The organism is Burkholderia sp. AU27893, assembly GCF_002223205.1.
Lineage (GTDB): Bacteria > Pseudomonadota > Gammaproteobacteria > Burkholderiales > Burkholderiaceae > Burkholderia.
In genome coordinates, this window is the sequence record NZ_NKFD01000005.1 from 375,192 (window position 1) to 400,147 (window position 24,956).

Sequence of the window (24,956 nt, forward strand, 5' to 3'; positions counted from 1 at the left end):
CGTGACTCAGTGCGACGAAGCGGTCTTGACCGCTTCAGGCGCCTTCCAGGCGGTCGCTGTCACGGGCGCGCCGTCGCTCAGGCGCTCCATGCCTTCGACGACGATCTTCTGGCCCGCCTGCAGCCCCGACTTGATGCGGTAGCTGCGGTTCGTCAGCTCGCCCACCTCGACGGCCTTCAGGTGCGCCTGGCTCTTCGCGTCGAGCACCCAGACCTGCGGCTTGCCGCCCGCACGGACGATCGCCTGTTGCGGCACGGTCAGCGCGTTCTCGAAGTGCCCACGCGGGATGCGGGCACGCACGTACATGCCCGGCAGCAGCTCGCGCTTCGGGTTGTCGACCAGCACGCGCAGCAGCACGTCGCCGGTGCCCGGGTCGACGTTGACGCCCGAGAACAGCATGCGGCCCTTCACGTCGTAGCGCGAGTCGTCGTCGCGCAGCACGTCGACCGGCAGGCCGTTGCCCGCGGTGTCCGGCTGGGCCGCGAGCGCGCCGCGCAGCGCTTCGAGCGATGCGGCCGGCTGACGCACGTCCACGTAGACCTGGTCGATCTGCTGGATGCGTGCCATCGGCTGGCTGTCGCTGCTCGCGACCAGCGCACCCTCGGTCACGAGGGCCTGGTCGATGCGGCCCGTGATCGGCGCTTCGACGGTCGCGAACTTCAGGTCGAGCTGGCGGCGGGCGAGCGTCGCGCGCGCCTGCGCGACGTCGGCGGCCGCCTGGTCGCGCTGCGACACCGAGTCGTCGTACACCTGACGGCTGATCGCGTCGGCCTCGACCAGCGGCTTGAGGCGGGTGGTCTGCACCTTTGCCCGCGCGAGCGCGGCTTCCGCGCGTTGCAGGGCGGCTGCGGCCGTGTCCATGTCGGCCTTGAACGGCGCCGGGTTGATCTGGAACAGCGGCTGGCCGGCACGGACTTCCGTGCCCTGCTCGAACAGCCGCCGCTGCACGATGCCGCTGACCTGCGGCCGGATCTCGGCGATCCGGACGGCCGCGACGCGGCCCGGCAGGTCTTCGGTCAGGTCGAGGGGCGCGGCCGCCAGCGTCATCGCCGCAACCGGGGTGGCCGGCGCGGCCGCCTGCTGTTCGGTGGGCCCGCAGCCCGCCAGCATCGCCGCCACCAGCGCGCACACGGCACCGTAGCAGGCTCGTTTCTGATTTTTCATGTGGACTCCATGTGACGCAGGCATCCAGTGGCCCGCATTTTCGGAGCGAAGTGTGCGTGCGCCCGATGGAGTTTTTTGTGCGGAAAGATGGAGGTTTGATGGAGGGCGTGAGAGAGTGGCGGGAGGGCGATCGGCAGGCGGGGCGGGCCGGGCCGGGCCGGATGATGATGGGCGCCGGGGGGGCTTGGCGCTATCTGGAAGCGGTGTGGGTGGCGCGGGTATCCCGGAATGACGCAATCGTCTGCTGAAATGCCGGTGGCTGTGTGTGCCATCGGCATGCCCGGGCCGGCGCCCGGGGGATGCGATTGCGCGGTTCGCTTTGGTGGGCGGCGGCGCGGGATGGATCAGGGCCGGCGCGCCTCCCGTTCCGCTGCCGGAGCGGCCGGGGGGCGAGGAGGCGCGGCGGCGGTGCGCGGCCCGGCGGACAGGGCGCGTCTACCGCTCGCCGAGAGGCCTAACGCGGGTCTGTGTCGACAGTGCGCTGCGTCGTGGACTGCAGGTCGTTCCGGCTCGGCGCGGCCGTGCGCGCCGATGCGGGGCTGTCGGGCCAGCGCAACGCGAACGACGTGCCGCCGCGCGCGGTTGGGCGACACGATGCCTCTCCGTCGTGCGCCTGCGCAATGGCCGCCACCACGGCCAGCCCCAGGCCGCTGCCGCCCTTCTGGTCGGAATGCGTATCGTCCACGCGCCGGAAGGCATCGAAGATCCGGGCTGCGCAATCGGCGGGGATGCCCGGGCCTTCGTCTTCGACCACCAGCTGGCACGTCCCGTTTTCGACCCGTGTGTGAATGCGGATCGCACCGGGCACCGCGTAGCGCCGTGCATTCTCCAGTAGCGCGAGCAGCGCCTGGCGCATCCGGAAAGCGTCGCAGCGCACGGGCCGCGTATCGAGATCGAGCACCATGTGCTGACCGGCCGCGGCCAGCGAATCCTCGAACATCTCGACGACCGCCTTGACGTGCGTCGCCAGGTCGGTCTCCTGGATACTGACGCTCAGATGCCCGCTTTCGGCGAGGCTGATCACGCGGAGATCCTCGATCAGGCGCGTCAATCCTTCCGCCTGGGTCAACAGGCTTCGGAACAGCGCCTCGCCCGGCTGGAAGACGCCTTCGGCCAGCCCCTGCAACCGCCCGCGCAGGACCGTGACAGGCGTACGCAGTTCGTGCGCGATCGCGGCGTTCCAGAATGCTTGCTCGTCCGTCATGCGCTGCAGCTGGGCGGCGAGCGCGTTGAAGTCGTCCGCGATCAGCGCGGCTTCGCGAATCGATCGATCGCCGGCGACGGCGCGCGCGGTCAGGTCGCCTCTGGCGACGCGGCGAATGCTGTCCGCGACCGAGTTGAGCGGCACGAGGATCCGATGCGCGAGCCGGGTCGACACGACAACGGCGAGTATCAGGCCGATCAGGAGCGTGATGCCCAGGCATATCCACTCGGGGGTGGACGGAATCCAGCTTGCCTGGTGGCAGAACTCGCCCCAGTGCCGGAGCATCACGTAGTAGAACACATAGGTCATCAGCACGACGATCAGCATGATGCCGAGCGCCAGCTCCGCCATCGACACCGCAATCTTGCGGCCCAGCCCACTGAGTTTCATTTCGTGCTCCCAAGCGTGGCGTTGCGTCGATTCACGACGGGAAGGTTGTGCAGCGTGATGGCCGTGGTGTCAGGGGAGAGGGGGAATCGGGGCGGGTGGGCGGTATGCCTCGGTGCGTCGAGGGCTCCCGCGGCAGGTGTGCCGGAGGGGCGATGTCGCTTTAGACCGGAAAAGGCCGCGTTTGTATCGACGGGATCGTTCCCGACCGACAGAGACAGCGGCCAAACAGCGCGATGTGTGCGGGACGGTATGCGTTCTTCAATCATGGTGTCCGCTTGGGATTCTGCTATTTACTTCATCGAGTCGCAATATTACCGCACGCAATTGGCCGTCGGATGACACGATGATTCGGTGTGCGTTGTAACGCGCGCGGCGAGATCGTCGTTTTCACGCTGCTGTTGGGGATGGTGATGTTCGGCTTGAAGTTGCGGCGCCGGTCTATCCGCCCGTGACTGACGCCGCCGCAACATGCACCTTCGCCGCCCGGATACACTGACGCCTTCGCCGTAGGCATCGCGGCAGCGTGGGCCGTCGGCAGCGGATTCGTGGAGAGATCACCCATGAGCATCGTCGTTCGTCGAAACCGGATCGCCATCCGCTTGTGCCGGGTGCTCATCTCGGGCGCGTTGATCGCTTCCGTCGTCGGCTGTGCGGCGACGGCGGCCGACGACACGTCCATCGCGCCGGATCTGCATGAAACCGTCGTCAAGGTGCCGGTCGATGAGGGGGCGAGCACGCGGGACATCGTCGCCACCACGTACATGCCGGATGGCCCCGGCCCCTTCCCGCTGATCGTGCTGAGCCACGGCAGCCCGCCCGATCCGCGCGACCGGCCGAAGGTGCGCCGCTATCGCGCGTTGCCGCAGATTCGGACGTTCGTGAAGCTCGGCTTCGCGGTCATCGTGCCGATCCGCCGCGGGTATGGAGCGACGGGCGGGGTTGATGAAGAGGATGCGGGTTCGTGCCGGCATCCCGATTATCTTGCTGCGGGGCAGCAGGCCGCGCGCGATGTGCTCGCGGCCGTGCGGTATGCGCAGACGTTGCCGCAGGTGGATCGAAACCGCGTCGTGCTGGTCGGGCAATCGGCGGGTGGGTTTGCTTCGCTGGCGGCGGCGAGCTACGCGCCGCAGGGGGTGGTCGCGGTGGTGAACTTCTCGGGCGGGCGGGGCGGGAACCCGACGACTCATCCCGGCATGCCGTGCGATCCGAAGCAGATGGCCGACACGATCGGGCATTTCGCGAGTACGACGCGGATGCCGGTGCTGTGGCATTACGTGCAGAACGACAAGTATTTCGCGCCGGAGGTGGTGGCGACCTGGTTCGCCGCGTTTCAGGGGGCGGGTGGGCGCGGGCAGATGATTGTTGAACCGCCGTTTGGCAAGAACGGGCACGGGATGTTTGCGGTCACGGAGGCGATTCCGATCTGGTTGCCGCACTTTGAGGCGTTTGTGGGGCCGTTGGTGGTGGTGAAGTAGGGGGCTGATCCGAGGGGGACGGATCGGGCCGAAGGGGCACCAACGGCCTTTTGCAACGCTCGTTGCCGATCCGTACGAGCCCCCGACTTTCCCGATAACGGGCTACTCGTATCGATCAATTGGCGTTGATCGATTTCAGTTCGAAGCTGGACAATTCGTATTCTTCCCAGGATGTCGGGCACAGCGCGACGGCAGTTTCGAAATTTTTCGCTGCGTCATCTGTTTTACCGCTTGCCAGATTCATCTCACCAATATATGTTTCGGCTTCACATTGGCGTATTTTGAGTGAATCCGCGTTGCCATTGGCCGTCGCTTGCCTGAGTTGGGCTGCGCTTATTTTCGAGAGGAAAAAATCAATGATCGGACGGGGCCAGGCAGTCTGATCCTGCAATTTCGATGTTTCGCTTTCCAGGCTTTCCCGGTCGTCTATTTTCTGTCGTTGCGATATCAGATGCTTCCAGATGAGCATGTATTCCACGGATTGAGAACTGCTTGAATCCCTGTTGTTCTCCAGCCATCTGTCAACACCACCTGATGCAGTTGCGTAGCGTTTTGTATAGAAATTCAACTTGATGTCGTTTTGCACGGCATCCCAGTTTTGCGAATCAAGTTGCAACGATTTTTCCAGATAGCGGCGGGCGTCGTCATATTTCCCCATCGACATGGACACTTGCCCGAGGTTCATATAAGTGGTTGACGAACTGTTGTCCGCCGCGAGCGACGCATTCAGCTTGTCTATCGCAACTTGGTATAATCCCATGTCCGCAAATGCCATCGCATAACTATCCTTTATCTCAACGCTCTTCGGGTCGAGGCTCATCGCCTTTTCCAGATCTGCGAGGGCATGCTCGAAATCCAGTTTTTGCTTGTAGGCACTCGCCCTGGACTCATAGATTCCAGGATCTGATGGATCCAGTTTAATCGCCTCTGTAAAAGAGATTATCGCATTGTCATATTTTTCCGAGATTTTGTAATTCAGGCCGGCAAGATGATAGAGGTCTGTCGCAAATTTATAACTGGTGCCGGTATTTTTTATGATTGTTGCTGCGGCGACTGCGTCATCTGCGGATTTTTCTCGCTCGTGAATCGTGCTGTATACAACGTTTCGGCCCAGGAACGCATCAAGAAGCGGGTAGGCGTCCAGGGCGGCGGTGTAATAGTTGATGGCGAGCGGGTAATTTCGATCCTTGAATGCGGCCCGTCCAAGTTGAGCGAGCGTGACGGATGTCCGTTGTGCGTTCGTCGAATCGACCGACGACGGTGCCGGCACGGTGTCGGGGATCGTCAACTCGGCGGACGGACTGGCCGATGCACCGGTTACGAAGGTGGAAGTCAACAACGTTGCCAGAAGAATGGACAGGAGCGGTCGGTTCATGCGTCGGTTCGTATTCTTGAGCGTGTAGTGTGTAAGCAGTGCACGGACGTGTTGCTGGTGGATCTGTTCCGACCGCTGACGCGAGAAAGATTACCCGTTTAGCCGGCGACTGAGGCGGATATATCGATCAACCACTCTCGGTCACGGATGGCTATGAATTCTGGTTCCGGTCGGCTTCGCCGCGACGCACTCGACGGGCAAACAGTATCCCGAGATCGCGTGCGGCGTTGTTAATGAAAGTCAAAAGAATGACGGCCGTCACTGCGTTGCAGATCGATGATCGGCAATCCAAGGGCGGGTGGTGGAAAGCGACCAGTGGGCATTCACGGACAACGAATCTCGGAATCGTCCAAGGCGATAATCCGCGTGATGGAGCCTGATTCACGCGATGAAAATCAAGGCTGCGTTCTTTGGCGTCGGCGAAACGCTGGCCGATGAAACGCGCGACTGGAACGAATGAGCCGGCTATCTCGGCGTATCCCGACGCGCGTTTCTCGCGTCTTTCATGGCCGTGATCGAGTGGGGCGAGCATCATCGCCGCGCATCCGACCGCAATGAGCCCCGGTGTCGACTTTGCCGTGCTCCGCGTGGCCGCAATCGCCCGCCGGCGCGGCACACATGTCGCGGAATAAGAGTCCCGACGCCCGAAAGGCATCGCCCAACCTGGCCCCTGGACCACCCCGCGCGGCACGGTAATTGCTCGCCAATCCCCAAACCGCCAAACGAGATCCCGCCCAAACCCCCACCCAGCCAGCCTTCCCCCGCCCAACCCCCCAATCCCGTGGCCGATTTTGTCACCACATGGGCCGGATATGACAATAAGAATCGCCTGCCCTAGGATTACGATGCCTCACGTCGTCGCCCGGGCCTGAGCCGGTTCTCCCCGCATCAAGCCCGATAGCGCCCCTCATAAAACGTCTGATTGGAACATCGACCATGAGCTATCACGCCCCCGTCAAGGACATGCTGTTCGTGCTGAAGGAACTGGCCGGCATCGACGCCGTTGCGCAGTTGCCGGGCTTCGAGGATGCCGGTTACGACACGGCGCAGGCCGTGCTCGACGAATCCGCGAAGTTCTGCGGCGAGGTGCTGGCCCCGCTGAACGTCGAAGGCGACCGCAACCCGAGCAGCTGGAAAGACGGCGTCGTGACCGCAACGCCGGGCTTCGGCGAAGCATTCCGCCAGTTCGTCGAAGGCGGCTGGCAGGGGCTGCAGCATCCGTCCGAATACGACGGCCAGGGGCTGCCGAAGCTGATCGCGACGCCGTGCATCGAGATGCTCAACGCATCGAACCTGTCGTTCGCGCTCTGTCCGCTGCTCACCGACGGCGCGATCGAAGCGCTGCTGACGGCCGGCACCGACGAACAAAAGCAGCGCTACGTGCCGAAGCTGATCTCCGGCGAATGGACCGGCACGATGAACCTGACCGAGCCGCAGGCCGGCTCCGATCTCGCGCTGGTGCGCTCGCGCGCGGAGCCGCAGGGCGACGGCACGTACAAGGTGTTCGGCACGAAGATCTTCATCACGTGGGGCGAGCACGACATGGCGGACAACATCGTCCACCTGGTGCTGGCGCGCACGCCGAACGCGCCGGAAGGCGTGAAGGGCATTTCGCTGTTCATCGTGCCGAAGTTCCTGGTCAACGACGACGGCTCGCTCGGCGCACGCAACGACGTGCACTGCGTGTCGATCGAGCACAAGCTCGGGATCAAGGCGAGCCCGACGGCGGTGCTGCAGTACGGCGACCACGGCGGCGCGATCGGCTACCTGGTCGGCGAGGAAAACCGCGGCCTCGAATACATGTTCATCATGATGAACGCGGCGCGCTTCGGCGTTGGCATGCAGGGGATCGGCGTGGCCGACCGTGCGTACCAGAAGGCCGCGGAATTCGCGAAGGAACGCGTGCAGAGCCGTCCGGTGGACGGTTCGGCCAAGCAGTCGGTGACGATCATCCATCACCCGGACGTGCGCCGCATGCTCGGCACGATGCGCGCGCTGACCGAAGGCGCACGCGCGCTGGCCTACGTGGCCGCCGCGCACAGCGACATTGCCCACCGCCATTCGGACGAGGCGACGCGGGCGCGTCATCAGGCAATCTACGAGTATCTGGTGCCGGTGGTGAAGGGCTGGAGCACGGAGATGGTGAACGACGTGGCGAGCCTCGGCGTGCAGGTGCACGGCGGGATGGGCTTCATCGAGGAGACGGGTGCAGCGCAGTATTACCGCGATGCCCGTATCCTGGCGATCTACGAAGGCACGACGGCGATCCAGGCGAACGACCTGGTGGGCCGCAAGACGATGCGCGACGGCGGCGCGGTGGCGAAGGCGCTGATCGCGGAGATCGGCGACACGGTGGCGGCGCTGGGCAAGCTGGACGGCGCGGCGGCCGCGTCGGTGAAGGCGCAGCTGGAGAAGGGCGCGAAGGCGCTGTCGTCGGTGGTCGATTACGTGGTGGCGAACGTGAAGCAGGACCCGAACGCGGTGTTCGCGGGCAGCGTGCCGTACCTGAAGCTGGCGGGCGTGGTGCTGTGCGGATGGCAGATGGGCCGCGCGTTGGTGGCGGCGCACGCGAACCGCGCGAGCGATCCGGCGTTCTTCGATGCGAAGATCGCGATCGCGCAATGCTATGCGGAGCACGTGCTGGTGCAGGCGGGCGCATTCGAAGCGTCGATCGTCGGCACGAAGGGCAACGAGGGCGTGCTCGCGTTGACGGAAGACCAGTTCTGACCGGCTGACGGTCGGGACGCAGGAGGAGACAGGATTTTGACCACACAGGACTTGCTCGCGCAGTACGGCCCGCGCGAATCGATGGAATACGACGTCGTGATCGTCGGCGGCGGCCCCGCCGGGCTGTCGGCGGCGATCCGGCTCAAGCAGCTGGCCGCCGAAAAAGGCACCGAGATCGGCGTGTGCGTGCTCGAGAAGGGTTCCGAGATCGGCGCGCACATCCTGTCGGGCGCGGTGATGGATCCGCGCGCGATCAACGAGCTGTTCCCCGACTGGAAGGAGCGCGGCGCACCGCTCGACGTCGATGTGACTGAAGACCGCTTCCTGTTCCTGTCCGAGAAGAGCGCGGTCACGACGCCCAACTGGGCGCTGCCCGCCAACTTCCAGAACCACGGCAACTACGTGATTTCGCTGGGCAACGTCACGCGCTGGCTTGGGGCACAGGCCGAAGCGCTCGGCGTCGAGATCTTCCCCGGCTTCCCTGCCGCGGAGATCCTGTACAACGACGACGGCTCCGTGAAGGGCGTCGCGACCGGCAACATGGGCGTGGGCAAGGACGGCGAGCCGACCGAGAACTTCCAGCTCGGCATGGAGCTGCACGCGAAGTACACGCTGTTCGCCGAAGGCTGCCGTGGCCACCTCGGCCGCCAGCTGATCTCGAAGTTCAAGCTCGACGCGAACGCGGATCCGCAAGCCTACGGGATCGGTATCAAGGAGCTGTGGGAAATCGATCCGGCCAAGCACAAGCCGGGCCTCGTGATCCACACGGCCGGCTGGCCGCTGAAGTCGGATACGTACGGCGGCTCGTTCCTGTATCACATGGACAACAACCAGGTCGTGGTCGGCTTCGTGGTCGGCCTCGGCTACACGAACCCGTACCTGTCGCCGTTCGAGGAATTCCAGCGCTACAAGACGCACCCGTCGATCCGCGCGTTCCTGGAAGGCGGCAAGCGCGTGTCGTACGGCGCGCGTGCGATCACCGCGGGCGGGCTGCTGTCGCTGCCGAAGACGGTGTTCCCGGGCGGCGCGCTGATCGGCGACGACGCGGGCTTCCTGAACGCATCGCGGATCAAGGGCAGCCACGCGGCGATCAAGACCGGGATGCTGGCCGCCGACGCCGCGTTCGACGCCGTGCAGGCCGGCCGCCAGTCGGATGAGCTCAACGCGTACCCGGATGCCTTCAAGCAGTCGTGGCTGTACACGGAGCTGTACCGCGCGCGCAACTTCAAGCAGTGGATGGCGAAGGGCCTGTACCTCGGCACGCTGATGGTCGGGATCGAGCAGAAGGTGATGGGCGGCAACGTGCCGTGGACGCTGCATCACAAGCATGCGGATCACGAGATGCTGAAGCCCGCATCGCAATGCCAGCCGATCGAGTATCCGAAGCCGGACGGCAAGCTGACGTTCGATCGACTGTCGTCAGTGTTCATCTCGAACACGAACCACGAGGAGAACCAGCCGGCGCACCTGACGCTGAAGGACGCAAGCGTGCCGGTGAACGTGAACCTGCGCACCTACGCGGGACCGGAGGGGCGTTTCTGCCCGGCGGCGGTGTATGAATTCGTGAAGAACGACGACGGCAGCGATCGCCTGGTGATCAACGCGCAGAACTGCGTGCACTGCAAGACCTGCGATATCAAGGACCCGACGCAGAACATCGTGTGGGTCACGCCGGAAGGCGGTGGCGGGCCGAACTACCCGAACATGTAACGCAACGCATCCCCGCGCCTGCGGGCGCGAACGAACCGGAGTGAGACGATGAGCAATGCAGCGAAAGAAGTCGTGGTGGTGAGCGGTGTCCGTACCGCGATCGGTGATTTCGGCGGCAGCCTGAAGGATTTCTCGCCGACCGATCTCGGTGCGAAGGTGGTGGCCGAAGTGCTGTCGCGCGCGAACGTGCCGGGCGACGCAGTCGGGCATGTCGTGTTCGGCCACGTCGTGAACACCGAGCCGAAAGACATGTATCTCGCGCGCGTCGCGGCGATCAACGGCGGCGTGGCGCAGCACACGCCCGCGCTGACCGTGAACCGCCTGTGCGGGTCGGGCCTGCAGGCGATCGTGTCGGCCGCGCAGACGATCATGCTCGGCGACGCCGACATCGCGATCGGCGGCGGCTCGGAAAGCATGAGCCGCGCTCCGTACACCGTGCCGGCCGCGCGCTTCGGCCAGCGCATGGGCGACGGCAAGCTCGTCGACATGATGCTCGGCGCGCTGCACGATCCGTTCCAGACGATCCACATGGGCGTGACGGCAGAGAACGTCGCGGCGAAGTACGGCATCTCGCGCGACGCGCAGGATGCGCTGGCGCTTGAATCGCATCGTCGCGCGGCGCGCGCGATCGCGGAAGGGCGCTTCAAGGATCAGATCCTGCCGATCTCGATCCGCACGAAGAAGGGTGAAGTGGCGTTCGACACCGACGAGCACGTGCGCCTCGAAGCCAGCGCGGATGATTTCACGAAGCTGAAGCCGGTGTTCAAGAAGGAAGACGGCACCGTGACGGCCGGCAATGCGTCAGGCATCAACGACGCGGCTGCCGCCGTGCTGATGATGAGCGCGGACGCCGCGCGCGCGCAGGGTGTGAAGCCGCTCGCCCGGCTCGTCGCGTATGCGCACGCGGGTGTCGATCCGGCGTACATGGGCATCGGCCCGGTGCCGGCCACGCAGAAGGCGCTCGAACGCGCGGGCCTGAAGATCGGCGATCTCGACGTGATCGAGGCGAACGAGGCGTTCGCGGCCCAGGCGTGCGCGGTCACGCAGGAGCTCGGCCTCGATCCGGCGAAGGTCAACCCGAACGGTTCGGGCATCTCGCTCGGCCACCCGATCGGTGCGACCGGCGCGCTGATCACGGTCAAGGCGCTGTACGAACTGAAGCGTATCGGCGGGCGTTACGCGCTCGTGACGATGTGTATCGGCGGCGGCCAGGGGATTGCTGCGATCTTCGAGAACATCTGATAATCGAACGCTCAGCACCCGAACACACAGGAAATTTCATGGCCATCGAAATCGTCGGCGTCGTGGGCGCCGGAACCATGGGCAACGGCATTGCGCAGACCGCCGCCGTTGCGGGTCTCAACGTCGTGATGATCGACGTCAGCGACGCGGCGCTCGAGAAGGGCATCGCGACGCTGAAGGGCAGCCTCGAGCGGCTCGTGTCGAAGGACAAGCTCGACGCCGCCACGCGCGATGCGGCGCTGGCGCGCATCACGACGTCGACCGACTACGCGAAGCTCGCGTCGGCCGATATCGTGATCGAAGCGGCGACCGAGAACGTCGAGCTGAAGGGCCGCATCCTGAAGCAGATCGAGGCCGTCGCGCGGCCCGAAGCGATCATCGCGACCAACACGTCGTCGATCTCGATCACCGCGCTCGCGGCGCCGCTCGCCGATCCGGCGCGCTTCGTCGGCATGCACTTCTTCAACCCGGTGCCGCTGATGCCGCTCGTCGAGATCATCCGCGGGCTGCAGACGAGCGACGCGACTGCCGCGGCGGTGCGTGAGCTGACCGAGCGTTTCGACAAGTCGCCGATCGGCGTGCGCAACTCGCCGGGCTTCGTCGTGAACCGGATTCTCGTCCCGATGATCAACGAGGCGTTCTTCGTGCTGGCGGAAGGCATTGCGTCGGCCGAGGAGATCGACGCGGGGATGAAGCTCGGCGCGAACCACCCGATCGGGCCGCTCGCGCTGGCCGACCTCGTCGGCCTCGACGTGTGCCTCGCGGTGATGGACGTGTTCGTGAAGGACTTCGGCGATCCGAAGTATCGTGCGTGCCCGCTGCTGCGCGAGATGGTGACGGCAGGCAGGCTCGGGCGGAAGACCGGGCGTGGGGTGTACGACTACAGCAAGTAAGCGGCAAGTATTGCCACTTCGCGCGGCCGTCTTCGGGCGGCCGCGTGCATTGAAACGCACGACTACGCGCCCAGCACCGACAGATCCCGCGGCAGCGCACGCTTGAACATCGCGAGAATCTGCTGCGCCGCCTTCGGCGGCAGTGTGATCGCATGGCGCACGGCCGCCGCGATCTGGATCATCATCAGCTCGGCGAATGTGCTCCGTTGCGCATGCGGAATCTCGGGCGCCACTTCGCCCAGCGCATCCGCGAACAATCCCGCCAGGAATTCCCCGTCTGCCCGGTCGAGTGCCTGCAGCGCGCGGTCGGCCTGCGTGGCCCGCCAGATGTCGCGCATCAGCGGCTCGTCGACGAACATCCGGTAGTAGCTGTCCGTGATGCGGGCGAGCGTGGTGTGCAGGTCGTCGAGCGTCTTCATCGTCGCGAGGTCGCGTCGCACGCAGACGTGGCCCGCTTCGTTGTAGCGCTCCGCGAGCGTGCCGATCACGGCCGCCTTGTCCGGGAAGTACTGGTACAGCGAACCGAACGAGATGCCCGTGCGTTCGACGATGTCGCTCATCCGGAACGCATCGCAGCCTTTCTCGATCATCACCTCCGATGCGCACGCAAGGATGCGCTCGAACCGCTCGCGACTGCGCTGCTGCGTCGGCACCAGCCGTGCGCGCGCCGGGGCATCCGCCGTGTCCGCTGCCGCTTCGGGCCTGTCGTTCTGCCCCGATTTTCGTCGGCCCATGCCGCCTCCAGAAAAACTTGACGTTGCTAATGCGAGAGTCTATCGTGTTTTTGAAATGCGAGACATTCTCGTATTTTAGTCAAAGGAGACGGTCATGTCGGCACTTCCCATCCTCATCGTCGGCGGTTCGGGCAAGACGGGCGCCCGCGTCGATGCCCGGCTGCGTGCGCGCGGCATCGCGACCCGCCCCGTGTCGCGCACATCGGCCGTCCGCTTCGACTGGACGGTGCCCGACACGTGGCCGGCCGCGCTCGACGGCGTATCGGCCGCGTACGTGACCTACCAGCCCGATCTGGCCGTCGAAGGCGCGGTGGATGCGATCGCCGCATTCGCGCGGCTGGCGCGGGAGCACGGTGTCGAGCGGGTTGCGCTGCTGTCCGGGCGCGGCGAGCCCCGCGCGCAGGCCGCCGAGGCCGCGCTGCAGGCGTCGGGCGTGGGGTGGGGCGTGGTGCGCGCGAGCTGGTTCAACCAGAACTTCTCCGAGGGCTACCTGATCGACGGCGTGCTGGCCGGTGAAGTCGCGCTGCCGGCCGGCGCGGTGCGCGAGCCGTTCGTCGACGCGGACGACATCGCCGATGTAGCGGTGGCCGCGCTCACCGATGCGCGGTTCGCGAACCGCGTGATCGAGGTCACGGGGCCGCGCGCGCTGACGTTCGCCGAAGCGGTCGAAGAAATCGCACGGGCCGCGGGCCGGCCGGTCGTCTATCGCGAGATTCCGGCCGATGCGTTCGTCGCCGGATTGCGCGAGGCGGGCGTACCGGAGCCGATTGTCGCGCTGCTCGACGATCTGTTCCGCGTGGTGCTCGACGGGCGCAACAGCGCGGTGACGCACGGCATCGACGCGACGCTCGGGCGGCCGGCACGCGATTTCGCCGACTATGCGCGCGCGACGGCCGCCACCGGCGTGTGGAGTGCACGATCATGATCGCATTCGCGACCACCGCCTTGCTGTGGGGCTCGGCCGTCGGCTGTGGGTTGATGGCAGGCGTGTATTTCGCGTTCTCGACGTTCGTGATGACGTCGCTCGGACGGATTGCGCCGCAGGCCGGCGTGGCTGCGATGAATGCGATCAACGTCGACATCGTGCGTTCGCCGTTCATGCCGCTGTTCCTCGTCACGACGCTGATGGCGCTCGCGCTGGTCGTGCTCGCGTTGTTCCATCGCGAGCAGCCGGGCGCGATGCTGGCGGTCGCGGGCGGCGTGCTGGTCGTGGTCGGGATGTTCGCGGTGACGATGGCCGTCAACGTGCCGCTCAACGATGCGCTCGCCGCGGCCGATCCGGCGACCGCGCAGGGCGCGGCGCTGTGGTCGCGCTACGTGCACGACTGGACGATGTGGAATCACGTGCGCACGGTGGCGTCGGCCGCCGCGTGCGTGTGCTTCATCGCGGGGATTGCCGTGCGCTAGCGGCGCGCGTCATGCGGTGGGCGCGGCCTGCGCGGGCAACCGGCGTTCGGCGAGCGTGCCGCGCACGAACCCGCCCTACGCATAAAACGCCGACGGCGACACGCCGAAATGCCGCTTGAACATCGCGGAAAACGCGCTCTGGCTGCTGTAGCCGTGATCCATCGCGACGGTCAGCACCTTCTCGCCGTGCGCGAGGCGCTTGAGCGCGAGCAGCAGCCGCGCCTGTTCGCGCCAGCGGCGGAAGCTGAGCCCCGTCTCGCGCCGGAACGCGCGATGCAGCGTGCGGACCGACAGCCCGAGCAGGTCGGCCCATTCGGCGACCGTGCGCAGGTCGTCGGGCGCGGCGACGAGCGCGTCGCAGATCGTGCGCAGGCGCGGGTCGTGCGGCCACGGCAGGTACAGCGGCAGCAGCGGCGCGACCGTCACCTCGGCGAGCAGCAGGTGCATCAGGTGATCGTGGCGCGAGCCCGGCGCATAGTCGAGCGGCACATCCACGGCGGCGAGGATCAGCTCGCGCAGCAGCGGATGCACTTCCACGACGCAGCTCCGCGCGGGCAGGTGCTCGACCGCGCCCGGCTCGACGAACACCGTGCGCATCTGCACGTCGCCGCTCATCTGCACCGTGTGGTCGAGACCGGCTTCGAGCCACACGCCGCGCGTCGGCGGCACGACCCACGACGCGCCTTCGGACTGCACGTGCATCACGCCCTCGATCGCATAGAGCAACTGCGCGCGGCGATGCCGGTGCGGCGCGATCGACGTGCCGTGTGCGTACGTCGCCGCCATCGCCGATACGGGCATCGGCGTCGATTCGAATGGCAGGTGAGCGCCGGGCGGCGTGGACTCGAGTGTCCGATTGGCGACAAGTCGTGACATTTTGGCGTGAGACAGGCAGGTGGACGGGCGGGCACGATGGCGTTCCCATCCACGCCAACCCCCTGTCAGGATAGTAATCCGTCGAATGCGATGAACAAGTCTCCTTTTCTGTTTCCCTTCTGCGCGATCGCGCTGTGGGCCGGCAACGTGGTCGTGTCGAAGCTGTCGGCGTCGACGATCGACCCGTCGGCGATCACCTTCTATCGGCTGCTGCTCGCCGTCGCGCTGATGAGCGTGTTCACGCTGCGCCCCGCGTGGCGCAATCGCGCGGCGCTCGTCGCGCACCTGCCGCAGCTCGCGGTGCTCGGCTTTCTCGCGATGGCGCTGTTCCAGAGCCTGTCCTACGAGGCCGCTAAAACGACCAGCGCGACCAACATGGCGATCATCACGGCGCTCGTGCCGCTGATGACGATGGCGCTCAGCTCGCTGCTGCTCGGCGATCCGCCCAGCGTCGGCATGATCGGCGGCGGGGTGCTGTCGCTCGCGGGCGTCGTCTACCTGATTGCCGAAGGGCACCCGACGACGATCGCCGCGCGCGGCGTGCATACGGGCGACCTGCTGATGCTGGCCGCGTCGGCGGCCTATGCGCTGTATGGCGTATTGCTGAAGCGCTGGCGCATCGGTGCGCTGCCGGCGTGGCAGTCGACCTACGTGCAGGCGCTCGCCGCGCTCGTGTTCATGGTGCCGATGCTGCTGCGCTTGCCCGCGCAGGCGGCGTGGCCGACGCGTGCGAGCGTGCCGTTGATCCTGTATGCCGGCGGGCTGGCGTCGGTGGTGCTGCCGTATCTGTGGATGCAAGGCGTGCGGCTGCTCGGCCCGAGCCGTTGCGCGATGTTCATGAATCTGCTGCCGGTGATGACGGCCGGCGGCGCGATCGTGCTGCTCGGCGAATCGCTGCGGCTGTATCACCTGATCGGCGGCGGCGTGGCGCTCGTCGGCGTGGCGATCGCGCAGCGGTTTCCGTTCCAGGCGAGCGCGTCGCAAGGGGCGCGGCAATGAGCGGCGATCGCGACGTGCAGAACCTGATGGCCGCGCTGCCGGACGCGCGTGCTTCCGTCGATGCAACGGCGCTTACGCATCAGCTCGAACGGATCGCAGCCGCGCTCGAAGCGCTGGCGGGCACCGGCCAGCCGGCGCCCGTCGATTTCGACGCGGCCGTTGCATTCCGTTGGCGCGGCTTCGACGGCGGGCCGCGAGCGGCGCCGCTCGAACCGGTCGCGGCGCCCGCGCTCATCGCGTTCGATGCGCTGCGCAACGTCGAGCGACAGGTCGCGATCGTCGAACGGAACACGCGGCAGTTCGTGCGCGGCTTCGCGGCGAATCACGTGCTGTTGACCGGCGCGCGCGGCACCGGGAAGTCGTCGATCGTGAAGGCGTGCCTGCATGCGTTCGCGCCGCACGGGCTGCGGTTGATCGAGGTCGGCAAGGAACGGTTGAGCGATTTGCCGGCGATCGTCGAGCTGGTGCGGGCGCGGCCGGAACGATACATCGTGTTCTGCGACGACCTGTCGTTCGAGGCGGGCGAGACCGGCTACAAGGAACTGAAGACGGTGCTCGACGGCTCGGTCGCGAGCGACCTGTCGAACGTGCTCGTGTACGCGACGTCGAATCGCCGCCACCTGATGCCCGAGCAGGCGAGCGACAACGCGAACGTATCGCGTGCGGAGAACGGCGAGCTGCATCCGGGTGACGCGGTGGAGGAGAAAATTTCGTTATCCGAGCGATTCGGGATCTGGGTGACGTTCTACGGGTTCACGCAGGACGCGTATCTGGCTGTTGTCGACAGCCGGCTGGGCGAAGCCGGCTTCGATGCGGAGCAGATTCGCGCGGCGCGCGAACCAGCGCTGCAGTGGGCGCTGGAACGCGGTGCGCGGTCGGGCCGGATTGCCGTGCAGTTCGTGCGGGATTACATCGGGCGGATGGCGGACGAAGGTGACGCGGATGAAAGCGCCCGCGCATTGCGAGCGGGCTGATGCCGCGCGTTGATCAGTCGACTTCCCCTTTTCGGCTTCGCGTTTGTACGATCGTGCCGTGGGCAGGCGACATCGTCGGATCCGCGCGCCCGGTGCTTGCCGCGGGCCCGAAGCGCGTCTCCCAGCCGCCGCCGAGCGCCTTGCACAGCGTGACGAGATGCATCGCCGCGTCGGCCTCGCTGGTCTCCTGCTGGCCTTGCGCGTCGAACAATTGCCGCTGGGCGTTGAGTACGTCGAGATAGTCGGCCGCACCGGACCGGTATTGTTGCTGCGCAATCGCGAGCGCGCGCTGGTTCAGCGTCACGATCGCGACGAGTCGATCGTGGCGCTGCTGTTCGGCGTGATAGACCACCAGCGCATCGTCGACCTCGCGCCATGCTTCGAGCACGGTGCGCTGATAGACGATCGCGGCTTCCTGCTGCTGTGCCCGGCGCAGGTTCAACATGCCCGTCAGGCGCCCGCCCTCGAAGATCGGCAGCGAGATCGACGGCCCGATCACGAACTGACCCGACGCCCAACTGGCGAGACTCGACAGCTGGAGGCTCTGGAAACCGGCGCTGCCGTTCAGCGTGATGCGCGGATAGAAGTCGGCCTGCGCCACGCCGATGGCGGCGGTCGCCGCATGTAGCTGCGCCTCGGCCTGGCGAATGTCGGGCCGGCGTCGTGCGAGTTCGGACGGAAAGCCGATCGGCACGCTTGCCGGAAGCCCGGGCACCGCATGCGGTGCGTCGAGGATCGGGGCCAGCGCGCCGGGCGGTTGCGCGAGCAGCACGCCGATGGCATTGGCGCGCGTTTCTCGGCGCGATTCCAGCATCGGCAGCCGGCTTTCGATCGAGGCCACCTGCGCGGCCGCATTGGCCACGTCGAGATCGGTCGTCACACCGTCCGTGCGGCGAATGCGCACGAGTTTCTCCAGGTCACGCGCGATGGCGAGGTTGTGCCGGGCGATCCGCAACTGGGCCTGTGCGTCGCGCAGTTCGAGGTAGTCGCGTGCGAGTTCCGCGCGGGCCGACAGCAAGACCGCGTTGCGCGCTTCGTACGAGGCCTGGGTCAGCGCGTCGGCCGCTTCGACGCCGCGCCGCACGCGCCCCCAGAGGTCGAGTTCCCACGACGCATCGAAGCCGGCCTGGTAGAGGTTATAGGCAGGCGAGCCCGACGAGCCGGGCGCGGCGGCCACGCCGAACGGCGTATCGCCCGAGGCCGACTGCGTGGGCGGCGCGCTCGGCGTGACGCCGAGCAGCGACAGGATGCCGTTCTCGCTGCCGCGCTCGCGGTCGTACGACCCGGCCGCGGCGAGCGTGGGCAGCTCGGCCGCGCCGGCGACGCGCCGTTCGGCCCGGCTCTGCCGCAGCCGTGCCGACGCGGCCGCGACGTCGAGATTGGCGTCGGCCAGGCGCTGTTCGAGCGTATTCAGCACGGGGTCGTCGAACAGGGTCCACCAGTCGGCGTTGAAGGCGGCCTCGACGGGCTGGCTGGGCGCTTGCAGGGTTTGCGTGCGTGCGAACACGGGCGGCACTGTGCTGGCCGGCGCCTCGAAGTTCGGCCCCATGGTGCAGGCCGTCAGCGCGGCGCCGGCGATGAGCGCAAGCGTCGCCGCGCGCAGGATCCGAATCGGGTTCATCGTTGTGCCTCCTGCTGGGTCGCGGCCTCGCGATGCGCGCCGGTGTCGACGCTCGCTTCGACGGACAGGCCCACGCTCAGCGCGGCGGCCTGCTCGTGCGGCCCGTCGATGGCGATCTTGACCGGCACGCGCTGGACGACCTTCGTGAAATTGCCGGTGGCGTTGTCGGGGGCGATCGGCGCGAAGCTCACGCCGGTGGCCGGCGCGAGGCTCGCGACATGGCCCGCGATGCTGACACCCGGCAGGCTGTCGACGCGGATGCGCACGCGGTCGCCCGGATGCATCGCGCCGATCTGGTTTTCCTGGAAATTCGCGATCACGTAAGCGTCGGCGAGCGGCACGATCGCGAGCAGCGGCGCGCCGGGCGTGACGAAGGCGCCGACCCGTGCGGTGCGCCGGCCCACCTTGCCGTCGACGGGCGCGCGGACTTCCGTGTAGGACAGGTTCAGCTTCGCCTGGTCGAGCGCGGCCTCGGCGCGGGCCAGTGCGCCGTTTGCCTGGTCGCGCCGGGCGCGCAGCACGGCAAGGTTCTGGCTGATCGACGCCAGCGCGGCCGCGTCGCCGGCACGTTTCGCCAACTGCCCGGCCAGCGTGCTGGCCGCGCGTTGCTGTTCCTGCGCGGTGCCCGCGCCGTTGTCGGCCAGGTCGCGGTAGCGGGCGTCGTTGGCCTGCGCGAATTGCACGGCCGCGTCGTCGGCGCGCAGTGCGGCGCGCGCCTGGTCGACGAGCGCCGGCTGGCGGGCGATCTCGGCGTCGTCGTTGGCCACTGCCGCACGGGCGGCTTCCACGTCGGCCTGCGCGCTCGTCAGCGCGGCACGAAAGTCGCGGTCGTCGATGCGCAGCAGCAACTGGCCGGCCCGTACAGGCTGGTTGTCGTCGACGAGGACTTCGACGAGCGGCCCGGCGACGCGCGGTGCGACGAGGGTGAAGTCGGCCGCGACGTACGCGTCGTCGGTCGTTTCGGTATGCGAATCGATGAGGCGGTGCGTACCGGCGCAGGCCGCGACGCCGACGGCGATCACGAGCGCGGCGGCGGCAAGCGCCTTGTGCTTGGGGGAGATGGCGGATGACATGGCGATCGTCTCTCAGTGCGAGGAAGGAGGTTGCGGGGCCCACGGTGGTGCGATCCGCACCGGCAGCAGCGGCACGAGCAGCAGCAGGGCGAACGCGACACAGGCGGCCAGCCGGTACAGGTCGGCCGAGGCCAGCACCAGCGCCTGCTCGTGCAGCCGGTGCGCGAGCGGAGCGAGGCCGGTTGCGTTGTCGAGCACGGCCCCGGCGCTCAACTGCGCCCGGTTGCCGAGCTGGTCCGCCAGCTGGTTCGAGTGCAGGTGTTCGCGGGCCGTGCCCCATGTTTCGAGCAGGCCGGTGGCCAGCGCGGCCGAAAAGGTTTTCAGGGAATTGAACATCGCCGACGCGAACGGCCCTTCGGCGGGCGGCAGGCCGGTGGTGACGCCCATCAGGATCGGCAGGATCAACATCGGTTGCGCGACGATCTGGAGCGACTGGAGCCAGTAGAAGTCGTCGCGGATCCACTCGGCCGTGATCCGGCTGCCCGCGACGCAGGTGAGCGCCATCAGCAGGCAGCCGGTGGCGAGCACCCAGCGCGAATCGACCCACCGCAGGTTCAGGAGCGCAGCCGTCAGCGGCAGGCTGAGCAGCAGCGGCACGGCGACCAGCAGCGACAGCGGCGCGGTCTGCAGCGGCCGGTAGCCGTGCACGCCGGCGAGATGGTGGCCCGGTATCGCGGCCACCGCGGTCAGCAGCGTCACCGCGCCGGCCAGCGTGAGCAGTCCGTGCGTGAAGTTGCGGCGCGCGAGCAGTTGCAGCCGGAAGAACGGCAGCGGATGAAACCATTCGTTGACGAGGAAGGCGGCGAGCAGGGTCAGGCCGCCTGCCGTGAGTGCGCGGATCGTCGCCGACTCGAAGCCGTCGAGCCGGTCGGCCTGCAGCAGCGCGACGACGAGCATCGCTACGGCGGGGAATCCGGTCAGGAATCCGGACCAGTTGAACGCGCGTAACCGTTCGGGTTTCGGTGTATCGGCGGGCAGGCCGTAGCCGATCGCCACGCAGCACGCGATGCCGAGCGGCACGATTTGCCAGAACACCATGCGCCAGTCGGCGAACTCGGTCCACAGCGCGGCGAACGGGGTGCCGAGCGCAGGCCCGAAGGTCGCGGTCATCGCATAGCCGGCGAGCCCGTACAGCTTCGCTTTCGGCGGCAGGTAGCGGAGCGCCGCGATGATGAGCATCGGCGGCAGGCAGCCGCCGGCGATGCCCTGCATGACGCGCAGCGCGGTCAGCCCGGCGAAGCCCGGCGCGAACGGGCACAGCACGCCGAGTATCAGTGTCGCCAGCACTGCGCCGATCGTGAAGCGCTTCAGCGTGAAGGTGACGCCGAACCACGGCGCGAACACCATGGTCGCGACGTTGGCCGCCTCGAACAGCGCGGTCAGCCAGCTGCCGTCGTCATGGCCGATGGAGAACGCGCCACGGATGTCGGCCATCGCGGCGGCGGTGACCTGTTCGTTGAGAATGGCCAGCAAGGACGCGAGCAGCATGCCGGCGAGGCCGGTCGCAAGGCGAGGCGTCAGGGTGGGCGGCGCGGCGGCGCCGGCCTGGGGCGCAGGCGTCGCGGCGATGACCGGCAAGGAAACGGTATTCATGATGTCGAGTGTTTCGAATGGGTTCGGATTGCGCGGGGTCTGGCGGGCGGCGATCACGAAATCGCCACCGTGAAAGCACGATACATCCTTCAGGATTTGCCGATAATTGGTCTGATTCGAGAATCATCCTCTCGGAAATCGGGAGGGCGTTCTCGTAAAAAAACGCCGACGGGCTCCCGTACGGCGTGTGTGTCTCGCGATGAAAAAAGCGCAGCCGGGTAGATGCCGGGGCGTGGCGAAACGGCGGCGCGGCGGCGCGGTGCCGCGAGTCAGAGTTCGCTGACGATGCTGGCGATGAACGCGACGATGGCTGTCTCGTCGCGGGCGACGAAGCGCCACTGACCGATCGTCGTCGCCACGATCAAGCCGGCCTCGCACAGCACGGCGACGTGCGCCGACACGGTCGATTGCGACAACCCGCTGCGCGCCACGATCGACGAAAGCGGTACGCCGTGCGGTGAGCGAAGGCGCGCGGTGTCCGCCAGCCATGCATCGGGCGCCTTCAGCCAGCGCAGCACGTTCCGCCGAAACGGATGCGCCAGCGCCTTGTGAGCGAGATCGACGTCGATCATGGCGCGCGCCGGCTCAGCGCCGTTCCCCGCAGCGATGTACGAGCGCGGCGGCGAGCCCGGCGGCGATACCGAACGCGACCACGCCGTGCCAGCCGAACCGGGCCATCAGCGCACCGCTGACGGTGGCACCGAGCGCGCCGCCGACGAAGGTCGCGGTCATGTAGAGGCTGTTGATGCGGCCCTGTGCTTTCGGATCGGCGGCGAACGCACGCGTCTGGTTCGCGACCAGGCCGGCCTGCACGCCGATGTCGAGCACCACCACGCCGATCACGAGCAGGGCGAGCGAGCTGCCGGCGCCGGCGAGGATCAGGTAGGACACCGTCACGATCGCGATGCCCAGGCCGATCACGCGGCGCGTGCCGATCCGGTCCGACGCCCGGCCGCCGATCGTGGCGGCCAGCGCGCCTGCCGCGCCGATGAGGCCGAAGCCGCCGGCCCACGCGCTGCCGAGATGCCACGGGCCGTCGGCGAGCAGCGCCGCGAGATTGACCCAGAACGCATTGAACGCGGCCCACAGCAGCGCCTGCACGACCATCGATTCGCGGATTGGGCGATGCGCGCGCGCCAGCGTCCACAGCGACGCGAGGAGCCGGCCATACGACAGCGTGGTGCTCGGCACGCCGCGCGGCAGCAGCCACGCGGCGGCGATCCCCACCGGCACCATCGCGACGGCTTCGACCGCATACACCGCGCGCCAGCCGGCGTGCGCGGCGATCAGGCCGCTGACCGCGCGGCCGAGCAGGATGCCGACCATGATGCCGGTGACGACCGTACCGACGTTGCGCCCGCGTTCATCGGGGGCGGACATCACGGCCGCGAACGGCACCAGTTGCTGCGGCACGCAGCTGACCACGCCGAGCGAGAACGCGGCGCCGATCAGCGCCCAGACGCCCGGCGCCAGTGCGGACGCCGCCGCGAACGCGAAGGCGAGCACGATCTGGCCCAGCACCAGCTTGCGCCGGTCGTAGCGATCACCGAGCGGCAGCAGCAGCGCCAGCCCGGTCGCGAAGCCGAGCAGCGCCGCGCCGGCCACGAGGTCGGCCGTCGCCGGGGCGACATGCAGGTCTTGCGCGATCAGCGGCAGGATCGGCTGCGTGCAATAGATGTTGGTCACGACCGCGCCGGCGATGGCGGCCATCGCGACGATCTTGCCGCGCGACGCGGTGGCGGGCGGCGTGGCGGCAGGCGGCGCGATGGGCGGCATGCCCGACGCGCCAGGGAATTCGTTCATGGCAGGCTCCTTTTTCATGGCGATCGGCCGCCGCAGACAACGGAATCGGCCGGCGACGACGCGGTGAAAGAAGCGTACTGCCTTGCACTGGTAAAGATAATCCACCAGAATCTGGAATCATCTTTCCGAAATTCGAGAGGTAATATGAATCGTCTCGAATCGATGTCCATGCTGGTCGCGGTCATCGATGCCGGCAGCATGTCGGCCGCCGCGCGCCAGCTCGGCGTTCCGCTGGCGACCGTGAGCCGCAAGATCGCGGATCTCGAGGCCTACCTGAATACGCGGCTGTTGCATCGCACGACGCGGCAACTGTCGCTGACCGAGGCCGGCGAGTCCTACGTCGCCGGTTGCCGGCGCATCCTCGACGACATCGCGGAAACCGAGCGTGCCGCCACTGGCGAATATGCGGCGCCGCGCGGCGAGCTGATCGTCACCGCGCCGATCGTGTTCGGGCGTCTGCATATCGTGCCGGTGCTGGCTGCGTTCCTCGTCCACTATCCCGAGATCGACGTGCGACTGGTGCTGACCGATCGCGTCACGCACCTGATGGAAGAGCAGATCGACGTCGCGCTGCGGATCGGCGAGTTGCCCGACAGCAGCTTCATGGCGACCCGCGTCGGCAGCGTGCGCCGCGTGATCTGCGCAAGCCCGGCGTATCTGGCGGCGCATGGCACACCCGCCGAACCTGCCGATCTGGCGCGGCATCAATGCATCACGTTCGAGGTGCTGGCGTCGCGGCGCGCGTGGGTGTTCGACGGCGAGAAGGGCGAGCTGACGGTGCCCGTGCATTCGCGCTTCGCGGTCAATACGGCCGAGGCGGCCGTCGATGCCGCGGTGCTCGGTGTCGGGCTGATTCGCGTGCTGTCGTATCAGGTTGCGCAGGCGCTGCGCGATCGCACGCTGGACGTGGTGCTCGACGCGTTCGAATCGCAGCCGTTGCCGGTCAGCCTGGTGCACAAGGGGCAGGCGCCGATGCCGCTGAAGCTGCGCGCGTTTCTCGATTTCGTGGCGCCGCGGCTGCGTGAGCGGATCGCGGGGGTGGGGGCGGGTGGTTGAACGAGCGGAGCATGCTGTCCGTGCATGTCGAACGCGCGTCGAGCGGCATCATCGGATGGCACGTCGGCGTGATCGAAGCGATCGACAGGCGGGCGCGGCGCGCCGCCGGCAGCGGTCAGCGCAGCAGACGTACGCGCTTGACCACGTCGATCTCTTCATCGCGCCCCGGGCCTGCCACGCGATCGTTGTTGATTTCAGTCGCGTAGCGGAGACTGACCCGTCGCCCCACCAGTGCCTTCTTCAACTTCATCGCGCCACCGTTCTCGACGAACCAGTCGGCGCCGCACATCTGGACGCAATACACATCGATGCGACGTCCGCTCTCGGTGCGGACCACGATACTCAGATCGTCGATACCGCCTCCATCCGTGAGGACGCCTGTTAGTTCAGTCGGTTTCGTCGAAGGCGCCGCCGCAGCGATCGACGGTAATACGGCAGCCAGAGCGATGCCCGCTGCAAAGAGACGCGCGATGATCTTCATGAAACCTGCTTTCCAGCCCGACCACAGATCCGCATGCGTGTCGCCGGCGTGAACGGGGCCGGACGCAGCAATCCACATCAGGAGAATGGGCTGGCGTTTCATTGGTATCCGATGGGTCTGCATGGCGTTGAACAGGGTGCGCGCGCATCTTGCTGCCGG

The 24,956-nt window shown here is 67.2% G+C and carries 22 protein-coding genes; 10 read left to right on the forward strand and 12 right to left on the reverse strand.

Annotated features, from left to right (window positions below):
* Positions 1–6: 6 nt before the first annotated feature.
* On the reverse strand, positions 7–1,164 hold the full coding sequence (locus CFB47_RS33925; protein WP_089444015.1) for an efflux RND transporter periplasmic adaptor subunit: 1,158 nt from the start codon (positions 1,162–1,164) through the stop codon (positions 7–9).
* Positions 1,165–1,618: 454 nt separating this feature from the next.
* Positions 1,619–2,758 carry an ATP-binding protein gene (locus CFB47_RS33935; protein WP_089463838.1) on the reverse strand — a complete coding sequence of 380 codons (1,140 nt, stop codon included), beginning with the start codon at positions 2,756–2,758 and terminating at the stop codon, positions 1,619–1,621.
* A 560-nt stretch (positions 2,759–3,318) separates the two neighbouring features.
* On the opposite strand from CFB47_RS33935, the gene CFB47_RS33940 reads away from it, so the two are divergent.
* Positions 3,319–4,233: a S9 family peptidase gene (locus CFB47_RS33940; protein ID WP_089463839.1), complete on the forward strand. Its 915-nt coding sequence runs from the start codon at positions 3,319–3,321 to the stop codon at positions 4,231–4,233.
* A 115-nt stretch (positions 4,234–4,348) separates the two neighbouring features.
* On the opposite strand, the gene CFB47_RS33945 is transcribed toward CFB47_RS33940, so the two are convergent.
* Entirely contained in the window at positions 4,349–5,608 is a 1,260-nt protein-coding gene (locus CFB47_RS33945) for a tetratricopeptide repeat protein (protein WP_089463840.1), read from the reverse strand.
* 151 nt (positions 5,609–5,759) lie between these two features.
* On the reverse strand, positions 5,760–6,143 hold the full coding sequence (locus CFB47_RS40870) for a hypothetical protein (RefSeq protein ID WP_143330905.1): 384 nt from the start codon (positions 6,141–6,143) through the stop codon (positions 5,760–5,762).
* A 401-nt stretch (positions 6,144–6,544) separates the two neighbouring features.
* Between CFB47_RS40870 and CFB47_RS33950 the strand changes: the two genes are divergently transcribed.
* The 4 genes from CFB47_RS33950 (at position 6,545) to CFB47_RS33965 (ending at position 12,180) form a co-directional block, all read left to right on the forward strand.
* A complete protein-coding gene (locus tag CFB47_RS33950) occupies positions 6,545–8,335 on the forward strand; it encodes an acyl-CoA dehydrogenase (RefSeq protein ID WP_069250176.1) in 1,791 nt (596 codons plus the stop codon).
* A gap of 81 nt (positions 8,336–8,416) precedes the next feature.
* Positions 8,417–10,045: an electron transfer flavoprotein-ubiquinone oxidoreductase gene (locus CFB47_RS33955; RefSeq protein ID WP_373453176.1), complete on the forward strand. Its 1,629-nt coding sequence runs from the start codon at positions 8,417–8,419 to the stop codon at positions 10,043–10,045.
* Positions 10,046–10,093: 48 nt separating this feature from the next.
* Positions 10,094–11,287 (forward strand): beta-ketothiolase BktB, encoded by a 1,194-nt coding sequence (gene bktB / locus CFB47_RS33960; RefSeq protein ID WP_089460023.1) that lies wholly within the window; start codon positions 10,094–10,096, stop codon positions 11,285–11,287.
* Positions 11,288–11,325: 38 nt separating this feature from the next.
* Positions 11,326–12,180: a 3-hydroxybutyryl-CoA dehydrogenase gene (locus CFB47_RS33965; protein WP_089460024.1), complete on the forward strand. Its 855-nt coding sequence runs from the start codon at positions 11,326–11,328 to the stop codon at positions 12,178–12,180.
* A gap of 62 nt (positions 12,181–12,242) precedes the next feature.
* Here CFB47_RS33965 and CFB47_RS33970 read toward each other — a convergent pair whose 3' ends face one another.
* Positions 12,243–12,914, reverse strand: coding sequence for a TetR/AcrR family transcriptional regulator (locus tag CFB47_RS33970; RefSeq protein WP_089463842.1), 672 nt, complete (start codon positions 12,912–12,914; stop codon positions 12,243–12,245).
* A gap of 94 nt (positions 12,915–13,008) precedes the next feature.
* On the opposite strand from CFB47_RS33970, the gene CFB47_RS33975 reads away from it, so the two are divergent.
* Positions 13,009–13,839 carry an NmrA family transcriptional regulator gene (locus tag CFB47_RS33975; RefSeq protein WP_089463843.1) on the forward strand — a complete coding sequence of 277 codons (831 nt, stop codon included), beginning with the start codon at positions 13,009–13,011 and terminating at the stop codon, positions 13,837–13,839.
* A complete protein-coding gene (locus tag CFB47_RS33980) occupies positions 13,836–14,321 on the forward strand; it encodes a DUF1772 domain-containing protein (protein WP_089464286.1) in 486 nt (161 codons plus the stop codon). The genes CFB47_RS33975 and CFB47_RS33980 overlap by 4 nt, the downstream gene beginning before the upstream one ends.
* Before the next feature lie 75 nt (positions 14,322–14,396).
* Here CFB47_RS33980 and CFB47_RS33985 read toward each other — a convergent pair whose 3' ends face one another.
* On the reverse strand, positions 14,397–15,197 hold the full coding sequence (locus CFB47_RS33985; RefSeq protein WP_089463844.1) for a helix-turn-helix transcriptional regulator: 801 nt from the start codon (positions 15,195–15,197) through the stop codon (positions 14,397–14,399).
* Between the two features lie 90 nt (positions 15,198–15,287).
* On the opposite strand from CFB47_RS33985, the gene CFB47_RS33990 reads away from it, so the two are divergent.
* On the forward strand, positions 15,288–16,196 hold the full coding sequence (locus CFB47_RS33990; protein WP_089463845.1) for a DMT family transporter: 909 nt from the start codon (positions 15,288–15,290) through the stop codon (positions 16,194–16,196).
* A gap of 26 nt (positions 16,197–16,222) precedes the next feature.
* Positions 16,223–17,170, forward strand: coding sequence for an ATP-binding protein (locus CFB47_RS33995; protein ID WP_373453177.1), 948 nt, complete (start codon positions 16,223–16,225; stop codon positions 17,168–17,170).
* Between the two features lie 13 nt (positions 17,171–17,183).
* On the opposite strand, the gene CFB47_RS34000 is transcribed toward CFB47_RS33995, so the two are convergent.
* The 5 genes from CFB47_RS34000 to CFB47_RS34020 all read right to left on the reverse strand — a co-directional run bounded on the left by CFB47_RS34000 (position 17,184) and on the right by CFB47_RS34020 (position 23,233).
* Positions 17,184–18,791: an efflux transporter outer membrane subunit gene (locus CFB47_RS34000; RefSeq protein ID WP_089463847.1), complete on the reverse strand. Its 1,608-nt coding sequence runs from the start codon at positions 18,789–18,791 to the stop codon at positions 17,184–17,186.
* Positions 18,788–19,864, reverse strand: a complete 1,077-nt coding sequence (locus CFB47_RS34005; RefSeq protein ID WP_089463848.1) for an HlyD family secretion protein — start codon at positions 19,862–19,864, stop codon at positions 18,788–18,790. Before CFB47_RS34005 ends, CFB47_RS34000 begins: the two co-directional genes overlap by 4 nt.
* 12 nt (positions 19,865–19,876) lie before the next feature.
* The gene (locus CFB47_RS34010) at positions 19,877–21,457 is read right to left on the reverse strand and encodes an MFS transporter (RefSeq protein ID WP_089464287.1); all 1,581 of its coding nucleotides are present in this window, start codon (positions 21,455–21,457) and stop codon (positions 19,877–19,879) included.
* A gap of 269 nt (positions 21,458–21,726) precedes the next feature.
* The gene (locus tag CFB47_RS34015; protein WP_089444051.1) at positions 21,727–22,029 is read right to left on the reverse strand and encodes a helix-turn-helix transcriptional regulator; all 303 of its coding nucleotides are present in this window, start codon (positions 22,027–22,029) and stop codon (positions 21,727–21,729) included.
* Positions 22,030–22,042: 13 nt separating this feature from the next.
* A complete protein-coding gene (locus CFB47_RS34020; RefSeq protein ID WP_089464288.1) occupies positions 22,043–23,233 on the reverse strand; it encodes an MFS transporter in 1,191 nt (396 codons plus the stop codon).
* Positions 23,234–23,404: 171 nt separating this feature from the next.
* Between CFB47_RS34020 and CFB47_RS34025 the strand changes: the two genes are divergently transcribed.
* On the forward strand, positions 23,405–24,316 hold the full coding sequence (locus CFB47_RS34025) for a LysR family transcriptional regulator (protein WP_089463849.1): 912 nt from the start codon (positions 23,405–23,407) through the stop codon (positions 24,314–24,316).
* Between the two features lie 115 nt (positions 24,317–24,431).
* On the opposite strand, the gene CFB47_RS34030 is transcribed toward CFB47_RS34025, so the two are convergent.
* Positions 24,432–24,899, reverse strand: a complete 468-nt coding sequence (locus CFB47_RS34030; RefSeq protein ID WP_089463850.1) for a hypothetical protein — start codon at positions 24,897–24,899, stop codon at positions 24,432–24,434.
* Positions 24,900–24,956: the final 57 nt, after the last annotated feature.

What these genes read in the sequence shown, in the direction of transcription:
- CFB47_RS33940 (WP_089463839.1), top strand. Translation starts at nt 3,319, where the DNA reads ATGAGCATCGTCGTTCGTCGAAACCGGATCGCCATCCGCTTGTGCCGG.
- CFB47_RS33970 (WP_089463842.1), bottom strand. Translation starts at nt 12,914, where the DNA reads ATGGGCCGACGAAAATCGGGGCAGAACGACAGGCCCGAAGCGGCAGCG.
- CFB47_RS33985 (WP_089463844.1), bottom strand. Translation starts at nt 15,197, where the DNA reads ATGTCACGACTTGTCGCCAATCGGACACTCGAGTCCACGCCGCCCGGC.
- CFB47_RS34010 (WP_089464287.1), bottom strand. Translation starts at nt 21,457, where the DNA reads ATGAATACCGTTTCCTTGCCGGTCATCGCCGCGACGCCTGCGCCCCAG.
- CFB47_RS33935 (WP_089463838.1), bottom strand. Translation starts at nt 2,758, where the DNA reads ATGAAACTCAGTGGGCTGGGCCGCAAGATTGCGGTGTCGATGGCGGAG.
- CFB47_RS33980 (WP_089464286.1), top strand. Translation starts at nt 13,836, where the DNA reads ATGATCGCATTCGCGACCACCGCCTTGCTGTGGGGCTCGGCCGTCGGC.
- CFB47_RS33945 (WP_089463840.1), bottom strand. Translation starts at nt 5,608, where the DNA reads ATGAACCGACCGCTCCTGTCCATTCTTCTGGCAACGTTGTTGACTTCC.
- CFB47_RS33995 (WP_373453177.1), top strand. Translation starts at nt 16,223, where the DNA reads ATGGCCGCGCTGCCGGACGCGCGTGCTTCCGTCGATGCAACGGCGCTT.
- CFB47_RS34025 (WP_089463849.1), top strand. Translation starts at nt 23,405, where the DNA reads ATGAATCGTCTCGAATCGATGTCCATGCTGGTCGCGGTCATCGATGCC.
- CFB47_RS34000 (WP_089463847.1), bottom strand. Translation starts at nt 18,791, where the DNA reads ATGAACCCGATTCGGATCCTGCGCGCGGCGACGCTTGCGCTCATCGCC.
- CFB47_RS33925 (WP_089444015.1), bottom strand. Translation starts at nt 1,164, where the DNA reads ATGAAAAATCAGAAACGAGCCTGCTACGGTGCCGTGTGCGCGCTGGTG.
- bktB (WP_089460023.1), top strand. Translation starts at nt 10,094, where the DNA reads ATGAGCAATGCAGCGAAAGAAGTCGTGGTGGTGAGCGGTGTCCGTACC.
- CFB47_RS34030 (WP_089463850.1), bottom strand. Translation starts at nt 24,899, where the DNA reads ATGAAACGCCAGCCCATTCTCCTGATGTGGATTGCTGCGTCCGGCCCC.
- CFB47_RS33955 (WP_373453176.1), top strand. Translation starts at nt 8,417, where the DNA reads ATGGAATACGACGTCGTGATCGTCGGCGGCGGCCCCGCCGGGCTGTCG.
- CFB47_RS34015 (WP_089444051.1), bottom strand. Translation starts at nt 22,029, where the DNA reads ATGATCGACGTCGATCTCGCTCACAAGGCGCTGGCGCATCCGTTTCGG.
- CFB47_RS33965 (WP_089460024.1), top strand. Translation starts at nt 11,326, where the DNA reads ATGGCCATCGAAATCGTCGGCGTCGTGGGCGCCGGAACCATGGGCAAC.
- CFB47_RS34005 (WP_089463848.1), bottom strand. Translation starts at nt 19,864, where the DNA reads ATGTCATCCGCCATCTCCCCCAAGCACAAGGCGCTTGCCGCCGCCGCG.
- CFB47_RS33990 (WP_089463845.1), top strand. Translation starts at nt 15,288, where the DNA reads ATGAACAAGTCTCCTTTTCTGTTTCCCTTCTGCGCGATCGCGCTGTGG.
- CFB47_RS34020 (WP_089464288.1), bottom strand. Translation starts at nt 23,233, where the DNA reads ATGCCGCCCATCGCGCCGCCTGCCGCCACGCCGCCCGCCACCGCGTCG.
- CFB47_RS40870 (WP_143330905.1), bottom strand. Translation starts at nt 6,143, where the DNA reads ATGATGCTCGCCCCACTCGATCACGGCCATGAAAGACGCGAGAAACGC.
- CFB47_RS33975 (WP_089463843.1), top strand. Translation starts at nt 13,009, where the DNA reads ATGTCGGCACTTCCCATCCTCATCGTCGGCGGTTCGGGCAAGACGGGC.
- CFB47_RS33950 (WP_069250176.1), top strand. Translation starts at nt 6,545, where the DNA reads ATGAGCTATCACGCCCCCGTCAAGGACATGCTGTTCGTGCTGAAGGAA.